Here is a 15,844-nt window from a genome sequence, read left to right as displayed (position 1 = left end):
TTACCCCTTTGTTCCGCCGGCTGTCAGCCCGGACACAAAGTTCTTTTGGAGAAAAAAGAATAAGACGCATATCGGCAATGCGGCCAGTATAGCTCCGGCTGCAAACAGGGCGACTTTTTGCTGCTGCGGATTTGAAATAAAGGACTGCAATCCTACAGCGATGGTCAGCCTTTCCGGTGAGCGGAGCAAAAACTTCGCCAGCAAATAGTCGCCGAACGGCGCCATGAACGCCCAAAGCGCTTGTACTGCAAGCATCGGCTTAACAAGTGGGAGAACAATTGATGCGAAAATCCTCAGATGTCCCGCTCCATCAATTCGCGCCGCTTCATCAATTTCTCTCGGCACAGTATCAAAATAACCTTTCATCAGCCACGTGTTCATCGGAATTCCGCCGCCGATATAGATCGCTGTCAAAAACCAGTACTGATCGAGTGCGCCTATCAGCATCGCTAGGACATAAAAAGCAGTAAGCGCTGCCATCGTCGGCACCATTTGAATGATGAGAAAGAAGACCAGGCTCTTTTTTCGGCCTGCAAACCGATAGCGGCTGTACGTATATCCGGCAAGCGTCACGATCGTAACCTGCAAGACCATGACCGATAACGCGATGATAAGTGTATTACTGTACCAATGAAGGTAAAGCGTCTCGTCAAATAGCCGCCTAAAATGATCTAAAGTCCACGAACCCGAAAAATCAAGCTGAAAAGCCGCCGCATTTCCCACACGGAAAGCGGATGATGCCGTAATCAGCAATGGATATATAATGACTATACTTAACAGCGTCAAAAATAAATACGTACAGATTCTATTCAGCATTCTGGCCGTTCCCGCGTTCACTTACATAACCTCCTCATTGCCAAAAGCATTCGATTTTTTGAAAGCAATCAGGGAAATTCCAATGACAATGAAAGAAATTAACAGTGTAACAGCCGCCGCAACGGAATATTGCGGTGATGTGCCTGTTGTCAGTTTATAAATCCACGAAATTAAGATATCGGTCGACCCGGCCCCGGCTCCCGCGCTGCCCGGTCCTCCCTCATTAAATAAGTAGATAATCGAGAAATTATTAAAATTAAACGTATACTGGGTAATCATCACAGGTGCTGTCGCAAATAAAATCATTGGCAATGTAATATGTTGAAAACGCTGGATAAAAGTGGAGCCATCAATCTTTGCCGCTTCATACAGTTCACCTGGAATCGCCTGAAGCACTCCCGTTACCATGACATAAATATAGGGAAAGCCAAGCCACGTCTGAATCATAATGAGGGCTGTCTTTGTCCAGAAAGGATCAGTCTTCCATGCGATCGCAGGCAGCTCTACAAACGGCAGGTGATTTAATAAAGGAATCACCTGTGCATTCACCGCCCCTATGCTGTCGTTAAATATGTTGGAAAAACTCATGATTGTAATGAAAGCCGGAACAGCCCATGGCAATAAGAAAATCATTCGAAATATCCGCTTGCCTTTTATAAAATCCTGATTAACGAAAAGTGCCGTCACGATCCCCAAAATGATTTGCAGCGTTGTCGCACAGATTGTCCAGATGATCGTCCAGCCAAGTACATTCACAAATGTTTCACGATAGGAGCCGAGGAAAAAAATATTCAAGAAATTTTTAAAACCGACCCAGTCAATCAGACTGTTAGGCGGGATATGATAAAAATCATAGTTTGTACATGCAACAAACAGAGTCACCAAAACCGGAAAAATAATCACAAACACCATCATGATATACGCCGGCAGTGTAAATAAATATGGAAACCCTTTATCACCCGCATGACAGATCATATCCTTGGCCGTTGTATGGACTTCCAAACCCGCCGCTTTCATAGCGGCGATCTTACGCGAATCATAAATAGTAAAGATATAGAACATGAGGAAAATCACTGTCACGATCAATTGCAGCGTGCCTTCAATCAGCATAAACAGTGAGTGGTCAACACCGGGAACACTTCCCAATGTAATCAATCCGGTGAGCGCCTGAATACCGAAAACGTGTAATTCAAAAGCAAACAAGCCTGTGACGGCAAGAAACAAGATCCCCTTTAAAAACTGCTGATTCGCAATCTGCCCAAGTCCTGGAATGATTGATAAAAGCCCTGCCTTTCGTTTTTGCTTTGCAAGTGTGTGGTGTTTATTCATTTTTTCGCCCTCTATTCTTCCGGACGCTGTCCCGCCGTTTATTTCACATATTTTTCTTTGATATTTTCCTTTATGACGTTTACAGCATCATTCGCTGACGTTTGCGCCGCTTTTTTTCCTGAAGCTGCATCAAAAATCAAACTTTCCGCTCCTGTCCATACCTCAGCCATTTCCGGAATATTCGGAGTCGGTGTCGCTGTTTCATATTGTTTAATCACAGCTGACGCCAGCTCATTTTTTTGCTCATCCGCTTTCTTTCTCGCAGCTGTGTTGGCCGGAACTTCGTTTGTATTCTCATAAAAAGCGTAAGCATTGGCATCATTTGCAGCATACTCAAGCCATTTTTCAGCCAGTTCGGGTTCTTTTGTATATTTTGATGCAACCCATCCCTTCCCGCCGGCAAAAGGGGCATATTCTTCTCCATTTGGCAATGTCGGAATGGGAGCCGCTCCGTAGTTTAATTCAGCTTCTTTATAGTTGGCAGCTGACCAAGGTCCGCCGATGATCGCAGCCGCTTTGCCATCTAAAAACATCTGCTGAATAAAATCGTCTGCGCTTGAATTATCCTGCATGCCTTTTGGCCAATAGGTTTTAAACCATTTCTCCGCATATTTCACCGCTTCTACAGCCCCTTTATTGTTTAGGCCGATGTCCCCGGAATCTGTGCCGTTTTTTCCAAATACATATCCGCCGTAACCGGCCAACAAACCGTACGACATATAAAAGTCAGTCCATTTTGCCAAAAATCCGGTTGATTTCCCTTTTTCCGAAGCAAACGCAAACCGGGAATCCTCTGTTAATGTTTCAAGATCTTTAAATGTTTTTGGTGCTGTTTGTAAGAGATCTTTGTTGTAATACAAAACAAGTGTTTCAATCACTAGCGGCATTCCATACACCTTGCCGTCAACCGTTACTTGCTGCATCTCTTTATCTCCAAAACTTTTTGTGTGAGATGGCTTAATGTCAAGCAAATGTCCTTGCTGGCCCAAACCGCCTATCCGGTCGTAGGCAGCGAGCATCACATCAGGTGCATTCCCCGCCGGGCCATCAAGAGGAAGCGCTTCCAACTGCTCAAACATTTGCTTTTCAACCATTTTTATTGTGACATCATTCTCTTTTTCGAATGTTGCTTTTATGCTTTCAATGTAATCTTTATAGGCTTCTTCAACAGATACAGTCAGTACCTTTTTGCCGTCAGAGCTTGCTGGATCTTTTGAACTTGAGCAAGCGGCAAGGCCGAATGTCAGGACTGATGCCGCCAATAAGGCGAACCCCTTTTTAACAAGTATCATCCCTTTTCCCCCTTTATTTATGAATCTACAACAATTGTATGGTTCTCCAGAAAGCGGTTACAACATATTTTAACTTGTTACCGATAACAGAATTTAAACAGGGACGGCAGCACCCAAAATAAAAAATTCTCCCGGCTGAACAGCAATGACATCGTGATGATGAAGCGGCTGATCTGTCCATACATCGTAGATTTTCTTATTCCTTTCAATATTCAAATCTCGCAAACTGACATGTCGAGCCGCGTCCCCCTGATTAAAGAAATAAATCAGAGTTTTTTCCTCAAGAGTCCGCGAAAAACGAATAAAATGGTTTTGGTCATCCAGCAGATTCCACTCAAGATGTCCCTCAGTCAATAAAGTGTTTTCCTGTTTGCGCAAAGCAATTAACCGTTTCATAAATCGCAGCATGCCTTGGTTCTGCTTCTCTTTTTCCCAAACCATACATTTCCGGCATAATGGATCATTTTCGCCGTCCAGCCCGATTTCCGTTCCGTAATAGATGCATGGTGAACCTATCTGGGCAAACATAAAGGCCAGTAAAGCGCGTGCTTTTTTCTCGTCATTGCGGCATCTGGTCAAAAGGCGTTTTGTATCATGGCTATCCAGCACATTAAACATCACCTCATTGACCTGCTTCATTCCATTCATCAAATGGGCATTTACACGGTGGGCCATACGCGAGGCTGGAATCGTCCCATCAGCAAAATATTCAATCATAGGCTCTGTAAAGGGATAGTTCATCACCGCGTGAAATTCATCTCCTCTAAGCCAAGGTTCGGCGGAATGCCAAATCTCTCCTACAATATAAACATCCGGCTTTTCCGCTGATACAGCTTGCCTGAATGTCTTCCAAAAAACGTGATCCACTTCATTTGCCACATCCAAACGCCAGCCGTCAATGTCAAATTCGCGAATCCAGTACAATGCAATATCTAGCAAGTATCTCTGTACTTCGGGATTAGCCGTATTTAGCTTCGGCATATCGGGTGTAAACGCAAACCTATCATAATTGTCTTCTTTGACAGGAAAAGAGTGAATATGAAACCAGTCTTTATAACGTGATTGAGCTCCGTTTTTCACGACATCCTGCCACTGCGGAGAAGCGCTTCCTATATGGTTAAAAACAGCATCAAGCATCATTCTCATCCCCCGCTGATGAAGCTGGCTGACCAATGTGCGAAAAAGCTCCGGATCTCCAAAATGCGGATCAATAGAATAGTAATCCAGCGTGTCGTATTTGTGATTAGAAGGCGCGGAAAAGATCGGCGTTAAATAAATCCCGTTCACCCCTAAATCCTCTAAATAATCAAGCTTGTCAATAATCCCCTGCAAATCTCCTCCAAAAAAATCATTGACGTCCGGATCCTTGCTTCCCCACGGCAATGCATTCTCCGGTGACAAGTCTTCTCTTCCATTCGCAAAACGCTCGGGAAAAATTTGATACCAAACCGTTGATTTGGCCCACTGAGGCGCTTGGAATGTATCAGCCTCGTGAACAAATGGAAATTTAAAATAATAATGGATCGTCTCTAGCGTTTTTTCGTTATAAGGGCATACACCTGAACTTCCGAAAAAGATGTCTTCATGACGGTCTGTAACAATAAACGCATATTGCAGACGCCTAAATGGCGGCACCACTTCAGCAAACCAATAATCATGCCTGTCTGTTGCGGCAATTTTCCTCATCGGCTGCTCGTTTGCCGACCATCTGCCGCCGTTGTACTCATAAGGATCACCCCAAATGAATCGAATGTGATCTGCATCACCTTTTTTTGTCCGAATCTTGATATGCACCGTCCGCCCGTCATAAGAATAAGCATCAGAACTGAACGGCTGATGATGAATCGCTGCATATTCCATCATGTTTCCCCCTTTGAATTCCGTTGTAATTAGGCCGGCTCTTAGCTTGAAAGTATCATGATGAAATATCAGGAACAATCCTTTTCACCTTGTTACCGATAACAGAATAATTCGCTTACAGTGTTGATTCCCGTACAATCAACTCCGGCTCAAAAAATAGATTTCCTTGAGCAGCACCGTCTTCATTCATTTTTTTCAGTAACATTCTCGCACAGGCTTCCCCCATTTCAACAACAGGCTGTCTGACCGTAGTCAACCGGGGCGAGGAGATGCGATCAAGAAAAACACCGTCATTTCCGGTCACCGCGACGTCTTCCGGTATTCGTTTTCCAAGCGACTGCACGGCACGAATGACGCCGAGCGCGATCCGATCGGATGCGCAGACAAACGCGGCCTGATGATCCAGAGATTTCATCACTTCTCTTGCAAGGCATTCACTTTTCTTAGAACTGTTGTCGATCCGAAATATTTTCGTTTTTCTAAAGCTTTCATTCATTGCCCGAATGTATCCCTGTTCTCTTGAACGTTCAAAAGGCTCATCTAAATCAATACCAATAAAGACAATTTCCCGCTCCCCCAGCCCCATCACATGACGTGTTGCCATAAAAGTGCCTTTCTCGTTATTTACATCGATAAAGTCATAGCCCATTTCATTTTGTCCAAATATGACCAGCGGCTTCTCAAAAGCTTTGATCACACCTTCAAAATCGGTCTTCCTCAAGCCGGTGGCAATAATGCCGTCGCATTGGCCAATATTGAGAGAGTTTCTTGTCACAAGCTGCAGAGCATAATGATTGCGATCCAGCTCCCGGCTGATTCCGGTCAGCAGGTTCATGTAATATGGTTCTGTCGTATCCATTTCCTCAAGAATCAACAGTTTGACAACCTGTGTTCTGTTTTGCACGAGCGCTCTTGCCGCATAATTAGGGATGTAATTCAGCTCTTTCATCGCAGAATGAACAAGCTTTTTCAATTCATCTGTCACCGTCTCAGGATGGTTTATCACTCGTGATACCGTCATTTTCGAAACATTTGCTTTTTTCGCCACATCTGACAATGTTGCCATTTTCATCCCCTCCTTACCTGTGCATATTATCCAAACTAGTGAAAAAGTCCTTTATTTACAACTGAATAGACTAGCAGCAAAAAGAATAGAAAAAAGGAGATTTCCTTCAGGAAACCTCCTTTGTTGAAAAAACTCGATTTTCAGTTCATTCTCCACCTGAAATACTCCCATAGAATAGAGGATCAAGGCCGTGGATGCACGGCCAGACTCAGACCAAATACGGCAGGTGGCTCACTTGAAGGTTTTTAAATTTCCGTCCACTTTTTCTCTAAAATCGGATACGAGTAGTTCTGCATTTGCTCAATTAACTCATCCGGCCGTGAAGAGCTGTGGATCAGTTTAAGGTGCGAGTCGTTAGAAAACCCTTCCTGAATGCTGTATTTGATCATTTTCATCATCGGTTCAAAATATCCATTCACATTGTACAGTCCGATCGGCTTTTGGTGAATGCCGATCTGCGCCCAGCAAAGCACTTCAAATAATTCTTCATATGTACCGAAGCCGCCCGGCATGGCGATAAAGCCGTCCGCCAGCTCGCTCATTTTGGCTTTTCGTTCATGCATGCCGTTTACTTCAATCAGCTCAGTCAGGTTTTGATGGACGACCTCCCCGCTGAACAAACCGCTCGGCATGACCCCGATCGCAGTTCCGCCGTTTTCCATTATCGCGTCGGCAATCGCGCCCATCAAACCTACGCGGGAGCCCCCATAGACAAGGCCGATTCCCTGATCAGCCATGTATGCGCCTAGCTCTGCCGCTTTTCTTTTATACGCTTCATTTCCCCCCGGGTTTGATCCCGCAAATACACATATTGTTTTCATTTTGTCATCTCCGCATCTATATATCGTATCAAATGTTCAAAAAACACACTATATATTGTCCCACCTTCATGTGATAATATCAATATGAAATACATAAAGAATGCAGGAGTGATCATGTTGCAGCTGAATGATGCAGAGAAATGGATGAAAGATTTTTACGAAAAAAGAGGCTGGACAGAGTACGGACCGTTTATTCGAGTGAGCTTTTTAATGGAGGAAGCAGGAGAGCTGGCCCGGGCTGTCAGAGCATATGAAATCGGCAGAGACCGGCCGGATGAGAAAGAATCGTCACGAGCTGAGCAAAAACAAGAATTGATTGAGGAAATGGGAGATGTCATCGGAAATATCGCCATTCTTGCTGACATGTACGGTGTATCCTTAGAAGAGGTGATGAAGGCACACCAAGAAAAACTGACAAAACGATTTGAGCATGCATAAAAAAGCGGCCCAACGGCCGCTTTTTTTAACCTCTGATTTCATCGTGGTGATCAAAGAAATGCTGTTTCCCTATTTTGTGAAATAGGCCTGTTTTATGCAGCAGTTCCTTCGGCTGCGATTGCAGTCCTACAATCATCAGCTTTCCGTTATGGCGTTTAATTCGGTTCATAATGTTCCCTAGCACTGCTTCGGCCGACGTATCCATGTAGTGCACCTTATTCATGAGCAGAATAAGGGTCTTTGGCTTTTTCTGTACATGCTCCAGCAGTGAAGATTCAAGCGAATCAATTGACCCGAAAAACAGCGGTCCTTCTATGGCATACAAGCTGACAGATGAGTCTTCTCTCTTTGTTGTCTTCGCCAAAAAAGGATGCGATTCCTGATTGTGGATGCGGGTTGCTTCACTCATCCTTCTGATGAAGAACACAAATGCGAGCAGCAAGCCAATACCCACACCGACGATTAAGTCAAACAGAACGGTTAGCGCAAAGGTTGCTGCCAAAATAAAGGAATCAGCGGTTTTCAGTCTCAGCATGTTTGCGACTTCCTTCCGCTCACTCATATTCCATGCGACAACCATGAGGATCGGCGCCATACTGGCAAGCGGCACATGGGATGCATAAGGCGCGAATACGAGCAGGACAAGAAGAACGACTACACCGTGAACAACGCCTGAAACAGGCGACACCGCTCCGTTTTTAATATTGGTCGCCGTTCTGGCGATCGCTCCTGTTGCCGGGATTCCGCCGAACAGCGGCGCAGCCATATTCGCAATTCCCTGGCCGACAAGCTCCTTGTTGCTGTCATGCTTTGAGCCCTTCATATTATCAGCGACCATCGCGGACAAAATCGACTCAAGGCCGCCAAGAAGCGCGATGACAAGGGCTGCCGGAAACAGCATGACTATTTTATCGAATGTAAGCTCAGGAAACTGAAATTCAGGCAAATGGCGGGGAATTTCTCCATATGTTGACCCGATCGTTGCCATGCGGTCAGGGAAAAAGACAACCGCGACCAATGTCGAAATAAGAAGCGCCAATAAAGCGCCAGGTACTTTAGGCATCACCTTGGCGGATACAAGCAAAATGACGAGCCCGATCACCGCTGTCAAAATGGCATACACGTTGAATGTGCCGAGATTCTGTGCAATTTCAAACATGTTGTGATGAAAATTCTCATGTTTCTCAATATTACTCAAACCAAGAAAATTAGCGATTTGCTCTGTAAAGATCAGCACGGCAATCCCGGCTGTAAAACCGACGATAACAGGTTTCGGCACGAATTTCATGATCTTTCCGAGCTTAAACAGCCCGAACAGCACCAGCATGACTCCTGCCATAAACCCTGCAATCAACAAGTTCTCAAAGCCGTACTGCATCACAATGCCAAATAGAATCGGGACAAAGGCGCCTGTCGGACCGCCAATTTGATATTTGGAGCCCCCAAACAAAGAAATACAAATCCCCGCCACAACAACAGTGTACAGCCCGTATTCAGGCTGAACTCCCGAAGCAATGGCAAACGCCATCCCTAAAGGAATTGCCACGACACCTACTACGATACCTGCAATCAAGTCTTTCTGAAATTTCTGTAAATTATAGGACTTGAATCTCCCTGAGAATCGCATATTTTGCTATAACCTCCCTTATGATTGAGTGTTTATGAGCTCAGTTTCATAACCGTTAATGACGACATCAAGTTTTCCTGTTTCAGGGTGAATGACAAGTCCGTGAACCGGCACCTTTTTCGGCAGCAGCGGATGATGCTTGATCAAATTCACACTATGGGAAACGCTTTCTTCTACGCTGTGAAAACCAGTCAGCCATGTTTTCAAATCAAGTCCGGCGCTAGCCAGCAAGTTCAGGCAGCTTTCTTCCACTCCGCGTTCCTTTGCTTTCTCGAGAATCGAGGACGCATTCAGTCCCGACATCCCGCATTCATGGTGGCCGACAATGCACACCTCTTCAGCCTGCAATTCATAAATCGCGACCAGTATGCTGCGCATCACGCTTCCAAATGGGTGGGAAACGATGGCTCCCGCGTTTTTAACAATTTTAGCATCGCCGTTTTTAAGCCCCATTGCTTGCGGAAGAAGTTCGGTGAGCCTTGTATCCATACAGGTGACAATGACGAGCTTTTTTGAAGGAAATTTTGTCGTTTTGTACGGTTCGTACTTCTTCTCTCTGACAAACCGCTGATTGTGTTCCAAAATTGATGTTAAAGAAACCATTTGATTCATCTCCCATCCATATGATTTCGCAAGCCTTCTTACCCAGCTTACAGTAAGGAATTATAGCATAGGAATACGCCTCGAAAAGGCTTTCACAAAAAGACACTATAATTGAACTGTAGAATAAAAACAGAAACATTTATATCTTTCAAAGATAATAAAATTTATATTTATTGATCCCTATAATCTGGCTTTAACTCGATATGGATGATTTGTCTGACAAAAAATATAGGTGAATTCAGATAATTAAAAAACTTATTTAAGCCAATTTAGCTGTTCATCCGGTTTTCATATCCATTTTAAGTTCAAAAGAACCAGAAACCCAAATAAACATAGCTATATTTTTAACATCTATTTATTTCCGATATAATAAAAAAGACAACAGCCATAAAGGGGGAGCCTTGTTGAAACCATTTGTATTCATCACAAAACCGATTCCTGAAGAGATTGAATCATTCATCGATGAACATTGCCGTTATGAAATATGGCAGGAAGATACGCTTCCGAGTGACGTGCTATTTGAGAAATTAAAAGATGCGGAAGGGCTTTTAACTACAGGAACGTCCGGACCGTCCATCAATCGTGAACTGCTTGAACATGCGCCAAAGCTCAAAGTGGTCAGCAACCAATCCGTAGGCTATGATAACTTCGATATAGAAGCGATGAAAAAAAGTGGAGTCGCCGGCACTCATACACCTTATACACTGGATGATACGGTCGCGGATCTGGCCTTTTCTCTCATTCTATCTTCCGCCAGACGTGTTGCCGAACTGGACCGTTTCGTCAGAGCCGGAAAATGGGGAACCGTTGAAGAAGAAGAGCTTTTCGGTATTGACGTTCATCATCAAACGTTAGGCATTATCGGCATGGGCAGAATTGGCGAACAAGCCGCAAGACGCGCCAAATTCGGTTTCGATATGGAAGTGCTTTATCATAACCGCCATCGCAAACAAGAAACTGAAAACAGCATCGGCGTCGAGTACGCTGAGCTCGATACATTGCTCAAACAATCTGACTTTATTCTGCTCATTACGCCGCTGACTGATGAAACGTATCACATGATAGGGGAACGCGAATTTAAGATGATGAAGGATTCAGCAATTTTCGTCAATATTTCCCGGGGAAAGACAGTTGATGAAAAAGCGCTGATTCGCGCCCTGCAAGAAGGCTGGATCAGAGGAGCCGGCTTAGATGTATACGAAAAAGAACCTGTCACACAAGATAACCCGCTCTTACAGCTGGATAACGTGACACTGCTTCCTCATATCGGTTCCGCAACAGCAAAAGTGCGCTTCAACATGTGCAAACAGGCTGCCGAAAACATGATCGCAGCCATCCAAGGACAAACGCCGAAAAATCTCACAAGAGAATTTCAATAATAAAAAAACATCCGGTCTGAAACAGACCGGATGTTAAAAAGTGATATGCTGCAGAACAGCACGCTTATAGATGTAGCGGGTGACAAGATAGTATACTGCCTGAAACACAAAATAAATGATGATGACCAGTACAGCCTCCAGAAATAAGTTGGAATGCAGCATATTGCTTAACGCTGCATACGCAAAGCCTGCATGAATGGTACCCGCGATAAACGGGATGAAGAATAAAAATCCAATTTGTTTTCCAAGGATGGAGTGAATTTCTTTGTCCGTAATCCCTATCCTCTTTAACGCTAACACCTGCAATCTCGTATCCTCTATTTCCGTAAACATCCGCAAATACAGCATGCTTCCTTGCACGATAAAAAACAACACGCTGACAAACATTCCTATAAACAGCGTTAATGCTACGGCCTGCTTTACAATCTGATAACTTGGAGCACGTGTTTGAAAATCAGATGTATGTTCTTTCGGCACCATGTTTTCAAGTTTTTCAGAGACATCCACCGTCTCCTGCCAATGCTCGAGCTCGTAACCTACCACTCTCATCTGTTCCTTCAGCGGCACATCCCGTGTCAGACTGTCAAAGCTTTTTTCGCTGACGACCAATAAACGGCTGACTCCTCCGACTGACATCAATACCCCTTTGTTTTGCTGCTTTTTCATGACATAGGAAAGTGTTTTTTCTGACTTCATATGAAATGCTGCTGTTTCCCCTTCTCCAAATGTATCTTTCACCATCATCTGAAAAGGAACATTGATAAACGCTTCATTTTCTTGTAAATGAATAACAGGGTAACCTTTTTCCTTTGCGACTTGATTATAGATTTTCTCTGAAATCAGCAAGGCTTCCGCTTCCGTTTTCTTGTTTCCATACGGCAGGTTTGATTGAAAATTGACAGGAATCCCTGTGGCATTCACCTTATACTTAATCTCAGCATCTGCTTTTCTCAGTGTGCTCTCCGCTCTCGCAGGCTCCATCACCTGAAAACGGGAAGCGTCTTTTTCCACCCATGCAACAGACTGAGGAATGCTTTGCTCCTCCTGCCTTTGCAAATCGGCATAAAACATATAGATGACACCTGTAGCTGTGAGTATAACCGCTGTAATGATAGAGGTTAAAAACAGCATGCTGGCGTGATCCTTCAGCCGGAAAATCATGTTGGAACGCACAATGATATTGGTGCCTTTATAGAAGCTGTGTTTTTTTCTGTACAGCATCCGGAAAAACGCTACACTGCTTTGGGTAAAAAAGAAATACGTGCCAATTAACACTAAAATCAGAATCGGAAAGACCCGAAACACCATGTCGATCACATTTGCAGTCGCAGCGAGATAATAACCTCCGCCGAGGCACAGCAATGACAGCACAGTGAGCCATTTCGAATAGGCCGGCAAGCTTTTCGGCTTTTGAGCCGATTTCATCAACTCAATGATTTCCAGCTTGCGAATCCGCCCCAGCGATAAAATGAGCAGCGTCTGAAACAGGATGAGAAAGCCCGCAGCCGTCAGCACAAACGCTTTCGGCACAATGACAAACGAAATCGGCACCTTCACGCTGAGCATCCATGTCATGATCATAAAAAACAGCTTTGAAAATAACAGCCCTGCTCCAATACCTGTCGCAATCGCCGCAAGAGAGATCAGAGACTGCTCATAATAAATCATCTTGCGGAGCTGCTGCTTTGATGTTCCGAAAAGTGTCAGCAGCCCAAACTCTTTCTTTCTCGCCTGCAAAAACGCCGAATTCGAATATGAGATAAAAAATAGACAAAACACAATGATGACGACAAGGGCTGCGCTTAAGCACGTTTTGACAAGGCTTCCGCCATATATATTGTCTTCATTGACATCCGGATGAAAAATGAAAGATGTGAAGACAAAAAACACGGAAACGGCAAACACACAGCTTAAAAAGTAGGCGACATACCGTTGCAGATTCCCAAGAATGTTTTTACGGGCGATGGTTCTCAAATTCATGAAAATCGCCTCCCAACACACTCAAGGTATCCAATATACTTTGATAAAACACCTGTTGATTTGTCCCTCTGTGAATCTCTGAAAAGAAACGGCCATCCTTAATAAAAACAATCCGTTTACAGAAGCTCGCCGCTGTCGCATCATGCGTGACCAATAATATCGTCGCTTCCTTTTCTTCATTCAGCTGAGCCAGCGTGTTCATCACTTGCTTTGCCGATTTTGAATCAAGATTTCCTGTCGGTTCATCAGCTAGAATGAGCGCCGGATTGTGAATAATAGCTCTGGCGCAAGCGGCCCGCTGCTGCTGCCCGCCCGACACCTCGTATGTCCGGTGATCGAGAATATGCTTGATTTGCAATGCATTGGCCAATTCATCCAGACGGGCTTCCATTTCTCTCAGCTTTACCTTATCCAGTGCGAGCGGCAGCAGAATATTTTCCCGAACCGTCAGCGTATCAAGCAGATTAAAATCCTGAAAGACGAAGCCGAGTTCTCTTCTGCGAAACAGAGCCAGATCCTGATCCTTTAACGCTTTCGGCTGAATGCCGTTAATCATCATCTCACCCTGGGTCGGCTTATCAATGGTGGCCAGCAAATTCAGAAGCGTGGTTTTTCCGCTTCCCGACGGCCCCATAATGCCGACAAATTCTCCTTTTGCCACACTGAGGTCAAAGTCGCTGAGCGCTTGATATGATATCGTTCCTTTATTTGAATAGTACGTTTTCGATAGGTTCGTTGTTTGTAACACGTTCATGTTCTGCTCCTCCTTTTTCTTTATTATAAAAAGGAAGTCAGCAGCCTCCCATCGAACTTTCTTGCAATTCCGCGCTCCAACCTTACAATGCTGTCACATTCATTAGGGTGTCACTTGAAAACACGATGGTCATCACCGTGCCAGCCCCTTCTTTTGATTCCGCATACAGCTGGTGGCCAAGCCGGCTGCATACCTGTTTTGCTAAATAAAGACCCATTCCCGTTGCCTCTTTCATGCTTCGTCCGTTTTCCCCGGTGAAAAACGCGTCAAAAATCCGCGGCAGATCCTGCGGCGGTATGCCGATGCCTTCATCAGCAACCGACAGACGTGTCTCACGCCCCTGCGTTTCTATCCGGATTGTAATATGGTCTCCCACCTCTTGCTTTGAGTATTTCAAGGCATTGAAAAGGATTTGCTCGACGACAAAGGAAAGCCATTTTTGATCACTGGAAATCTGAACGGCGTTTGGCGGCACAAGTAATGTTGGAAAAAGGCACCGTTTGATAAACTGCCGTTTTTCCTGATTAATAAGTGAACGGACCAGCTCGGCCAAATCAAAGGTTTGGGGCTTTACATCAAATGCAAATTCCTCCAGCCGGGCTGTTTGCAGCATCATATCAAGACCGTGGCGAAATCTCTCATTTTCATCCTCAAGCTCCTCTAAAAACGTCGGAAAAGAAGAAGAGGCTCCGTTTTTTCCTTCTTGAATCATTAAGGAAATAACAGAAACCGGTGTTTTCATATGATGGACCCACTGATTGGTGAAAGTATAATGCTGTTTTTGCTGATTCATATATTGTAAGAGCCTGCCTTCGTATTGCTGCCCGAGTGTGTTGATCATTTTCGTCCAAAGCGCCTGCTCTCGAGTTCTTGGGTTTCGGGCTTTCAAAGCCTGTCCGAAATCATTCGAAGAAGGCGCTTGTTCTGAAAGCTTTTTGACATAAGTCAGAAAGGAAAATTGCCGAACATAATCAACAGCAAAACCGGCGGCTAAAAGAACACCGGGCAAAACCCATATGTACATCATATTTTCTGCGGGAGGTTCTGCGCCGCTCTCTATGATGCTTAAATACGCAATCAGCATGGCGGTCCCTATCCCTAATAATGAAAATAAAATAATGGCTAAGCGGTCGATGAGATACGTCTTTAACACTCCGGTTCATCCTTCCGATTGACTTGAAATTGATAGCCTTGTCCCCTTATCGTTGAAATGCAATCTTTCAGTCCTGCATTCTCCAGTTTTCTCCGCAGCCGATTGACATTGACAGTTAACGTATTATCATCGACAAAATCAACGTCATCCCACAACGCCTCCAATAATTCATCACGAGAGACAATTTTTTTATGTTTTTTCACGAAAATGGATAGGAGCTGAAATTCTTTTTGTGAAAACAAAATGCGGGTGCTGTTCCACTCCGCCTCGTTCTGTTCCGGATAAATCGTGAGCCCGCCCAGCTCCATTATTCTTGATTCCTGTGACAAAGAGGGCGAGTATTCACCATATGTGCGGCGCAGGACGCTTTTGATTTTGGCCACCACTACCTCTAAATGGAATGGCTTCGTGATATAATCATCGCCGCCATTTTCAATCGCCATCACCTGATTCATCTCATCGGTTCGTGCCGATATAAAGATAATCGGCGCATTGGAAATGGTACGGATTTGCCTGCACCAATAAAACCCGTCAAAAAAAGGAAGATTAATATCAAGCAGCACAAGATCCGGCTTCATTTCTATAAATTCCAATTTTATATCATTCAGCTGTTCAGCAATTTTCACTTCATATCCGTATTTTTGAAGATGACCGCCCAGCAAAGAAGCAATGCGTTCATCATCTTCCACAAGCAAAATCCGATACACGTTTATCCCCCCTTACATG

General features: G+C 44.4%; 14 protein-coding genes. 2 read left to right on the top strand and 12 right to left on the bottom strand.

The genetic code is table 11. The features are described from left to right. The 6 genes from mdxG to ACMX2I_RS03910 all read right to left on the bottom strand — a co-directional run bounded on the left by mdxG (position 1) and on the right by ACMX2I_RS03910 (position 7,184). Positions 1–837, bottom strand: coding sequence for a maltodextrin ABC transporter permease MdxG (gene mdxG, locus ACMX2I_RS03935; RefSeq protein WP_087993791.1), 837 nt, complete (start codon positions 835–837; stop codon positions 1–3). Beyond that, the gene (mdxF, locus tag ACMX2I_RS03930; protein ID WP_414956234.1) at positions 838–2,145 is read right to left on the bottom strand and encodes a maltodextrin ABC transporter permease MdxF; all 1,308 of its coding nucleotides are present in this window, start codon (positions 2,143–2,145) and stop codon (positions 838–840) included. A gap of 38 nt (positions 2,146–2,183) precedes the next feature. Further along, entirely contained in the window at positions 2,184–3,437 is a 1,254-nt protein-coding gene (gene mdxE / locus ACMX2I_RS03925) for a maltodextrin ABC transporter substrate-binding protein MdxE (protein ID WP_414956233.1), read from the bottom strand. Between the two features lie 93 nt (positions 3,438–3,530). Then, on the bottom strand, positions 3,531–5,300 hold the full coding sequence (locus ACMX2I_RS03920) for a glycoside hydrolase family 13 protein (protein ID WP_414956232.1): 1,770 nt from the start codon (positions 5,298–5,300) through the stop codon (positions 3,531–3,533). A 112-nt stretch (positions 5,301–5,412) separates the two neighbouring features. Further along, complete coding sequence (locus ACMX2I_RS03915; RefSeq protein WP_414956231.1) at positions 5,413–6,363, bottom strand: LacI family DNA-binding transcriptional regulator; 951 nt, start codon at positions 6,361–6,363, stop codon at positions 5,413–5,415. Positions 6,364–6,608: 245 nt separating this feature from the next. Then, complete coding sequence (locus ACMX2I_RS03910) at positions 6,609–7,184, bottom strand: TIGR00730 family Rossman fold protein (RefSeq protein WP_414956230.1); 576 nt, start codon at positions 7,182–7,184, stop codon at positions 6,609–6,611. 117 nt (positions 7,185–7,301) lie between these two features. Between ACMX2I_RS03910 and ACMX2I_RS03905 the strand changes: the two genes are divergently transcribed. After that, entirely contained in the window at positions 7,302–7,622 is a 321-nt protein-coding gene (locus ACMX2I_RS03905) for a MazG nucleotide pyrophosphohydrolase domain-containing protein (RefSeq protein WP_414956229.1), read from the top strand. Between the two features lie 25 nt (positions 7,623–7,647). On the opposite strand, the gene ACMX2I_RS03900 is transcribed toward ACMX2I_RS03905, so the two are convergent. Together ACMX2I_RS03900 and ACMX2I_RS03895 are read right to left on the bottom strand one after the other, a co-directional pair. After that, positions 7,648–9,249 carry a SulP family inorganic anion transporter gene (locus tag ACMX2I_RS03900; protein WP_414956228.1) on the bottom strand — a complete coding sequence of 534 codons (1,602 nt, stop codon included), beginning with the start codon at positions 9,247–9,249 and terminating at the stop codon, positions 7,648–7,650. 18 nt (positions 9,250–9,267) lie between these two features. Further along, complete coding sequence (locus ACMX2I_RS03895; protein ID WP_087993784.1) at positions 9,268–9,861, bottom strand: beta-class carbonic anhydrase; 594 nt, start codon at positions 9,859–9,861, stop codon at positions 9,268–9,270. Between the two features lie 392 nt (positions 9,862–10,253). On the opposite strand from ACMX2I_RS03895, the gene ACMX2I_RS03890 reads away from it, so the two are divergent. Further along, positions 10,254–11,231 carry a 2-hydroxyacid dehydrogenase gene (locus ACMX2I_RS03890; RefSeq protein WP_414956227.1) on the top strand — a complete coding sequence of 326 codons (978 nt, stop codon included), beginning with the start codon at positions 10,254–10,256 and terminating at the stop codon, positions 11,229–11,231. Positions 11,232–11,264: 33 nt separating this feature from the next. Here the strand turns inward: ACMX2I_RS03890 and ACMX2I_RS03885 are convergent, their stop codons facing one another. The 4 genes from ACMX2I_RS03885 to psdR all read right to left on the bottom strand — a co-directional run bounded on the left by ACMX2I_RS03885 (position 11,265) and on the right by psdR (position 15,825). Further along, on the bottom strand, positions 11,265–13,211 hold the full coding sequence (locus ACMX2I_RS03885) for an FtsX-like permease family protein (protein WP_414956226.1): 1,947 nt from the start codon (positions 13,209–13,211) through the stop codon (positions 11,265–11,267). Next, positions 13,186–13,965 carry a lantibiotic ABC transporter ATP-binding protein PsdA gene (psdA, locus tag ACMX2I_RS03880; RefSeq protein ID WP_414956225.1) on the bottom strand — a complete coding sequence of 260 codons (780 nt, stop codon included), beginning with the start codon at positions 13,963–13,965 and terminating at the stop codon, positions 13,186–13,188. The genes ACMX2I_RS03885 and psdA overlap by 26 nt, the downstream gene beginning before the upstream one ends. 82 nt (positions 13,966–14,047) lie before the next feature. Continuing rightward, a complete protein-coding gene (locus ACMX2I_RS03875) occupies positions 14,048–15,118 on the bottom strand; it encodes a HAMP domain-containing histidine kinase (RefSeq protein ID WP_414956224.1) in 1,071 nt (356 codons plus the stop codon). After that, positions 15,112–15,825 (bottom strand): two-component system response regulator PsdR, encoded by a 714-nt coding sequence (gene psdR, locus ACMX2I_RS03870; protein ID WP_253268589.1) that lies wholly within the window; start codon positions 15,823–15,825, stop codon positions 15,112–15,114. The genes ACMX2I_RS03875 and psdR overlap by 7 nt, the downstream gene beginning before the upstream one ends. Between the last annotated feature and the right edge of the window lie 19 nt (positions 15,826–15,844).

The sequence above is a fragment of the Bacillus sp. SW14 genome, from assembly GCF_047608225.1.
GTDB lineage: Bacteria > Bacillota > Bacilli > Bacillales > Bacillaceae > Bacillus > Bacillus subtilis_G.
Note: the sequence above shows the minus strand (reverse complement) of the source record. Positions and strands in the feature narration are given on the sequence as shown.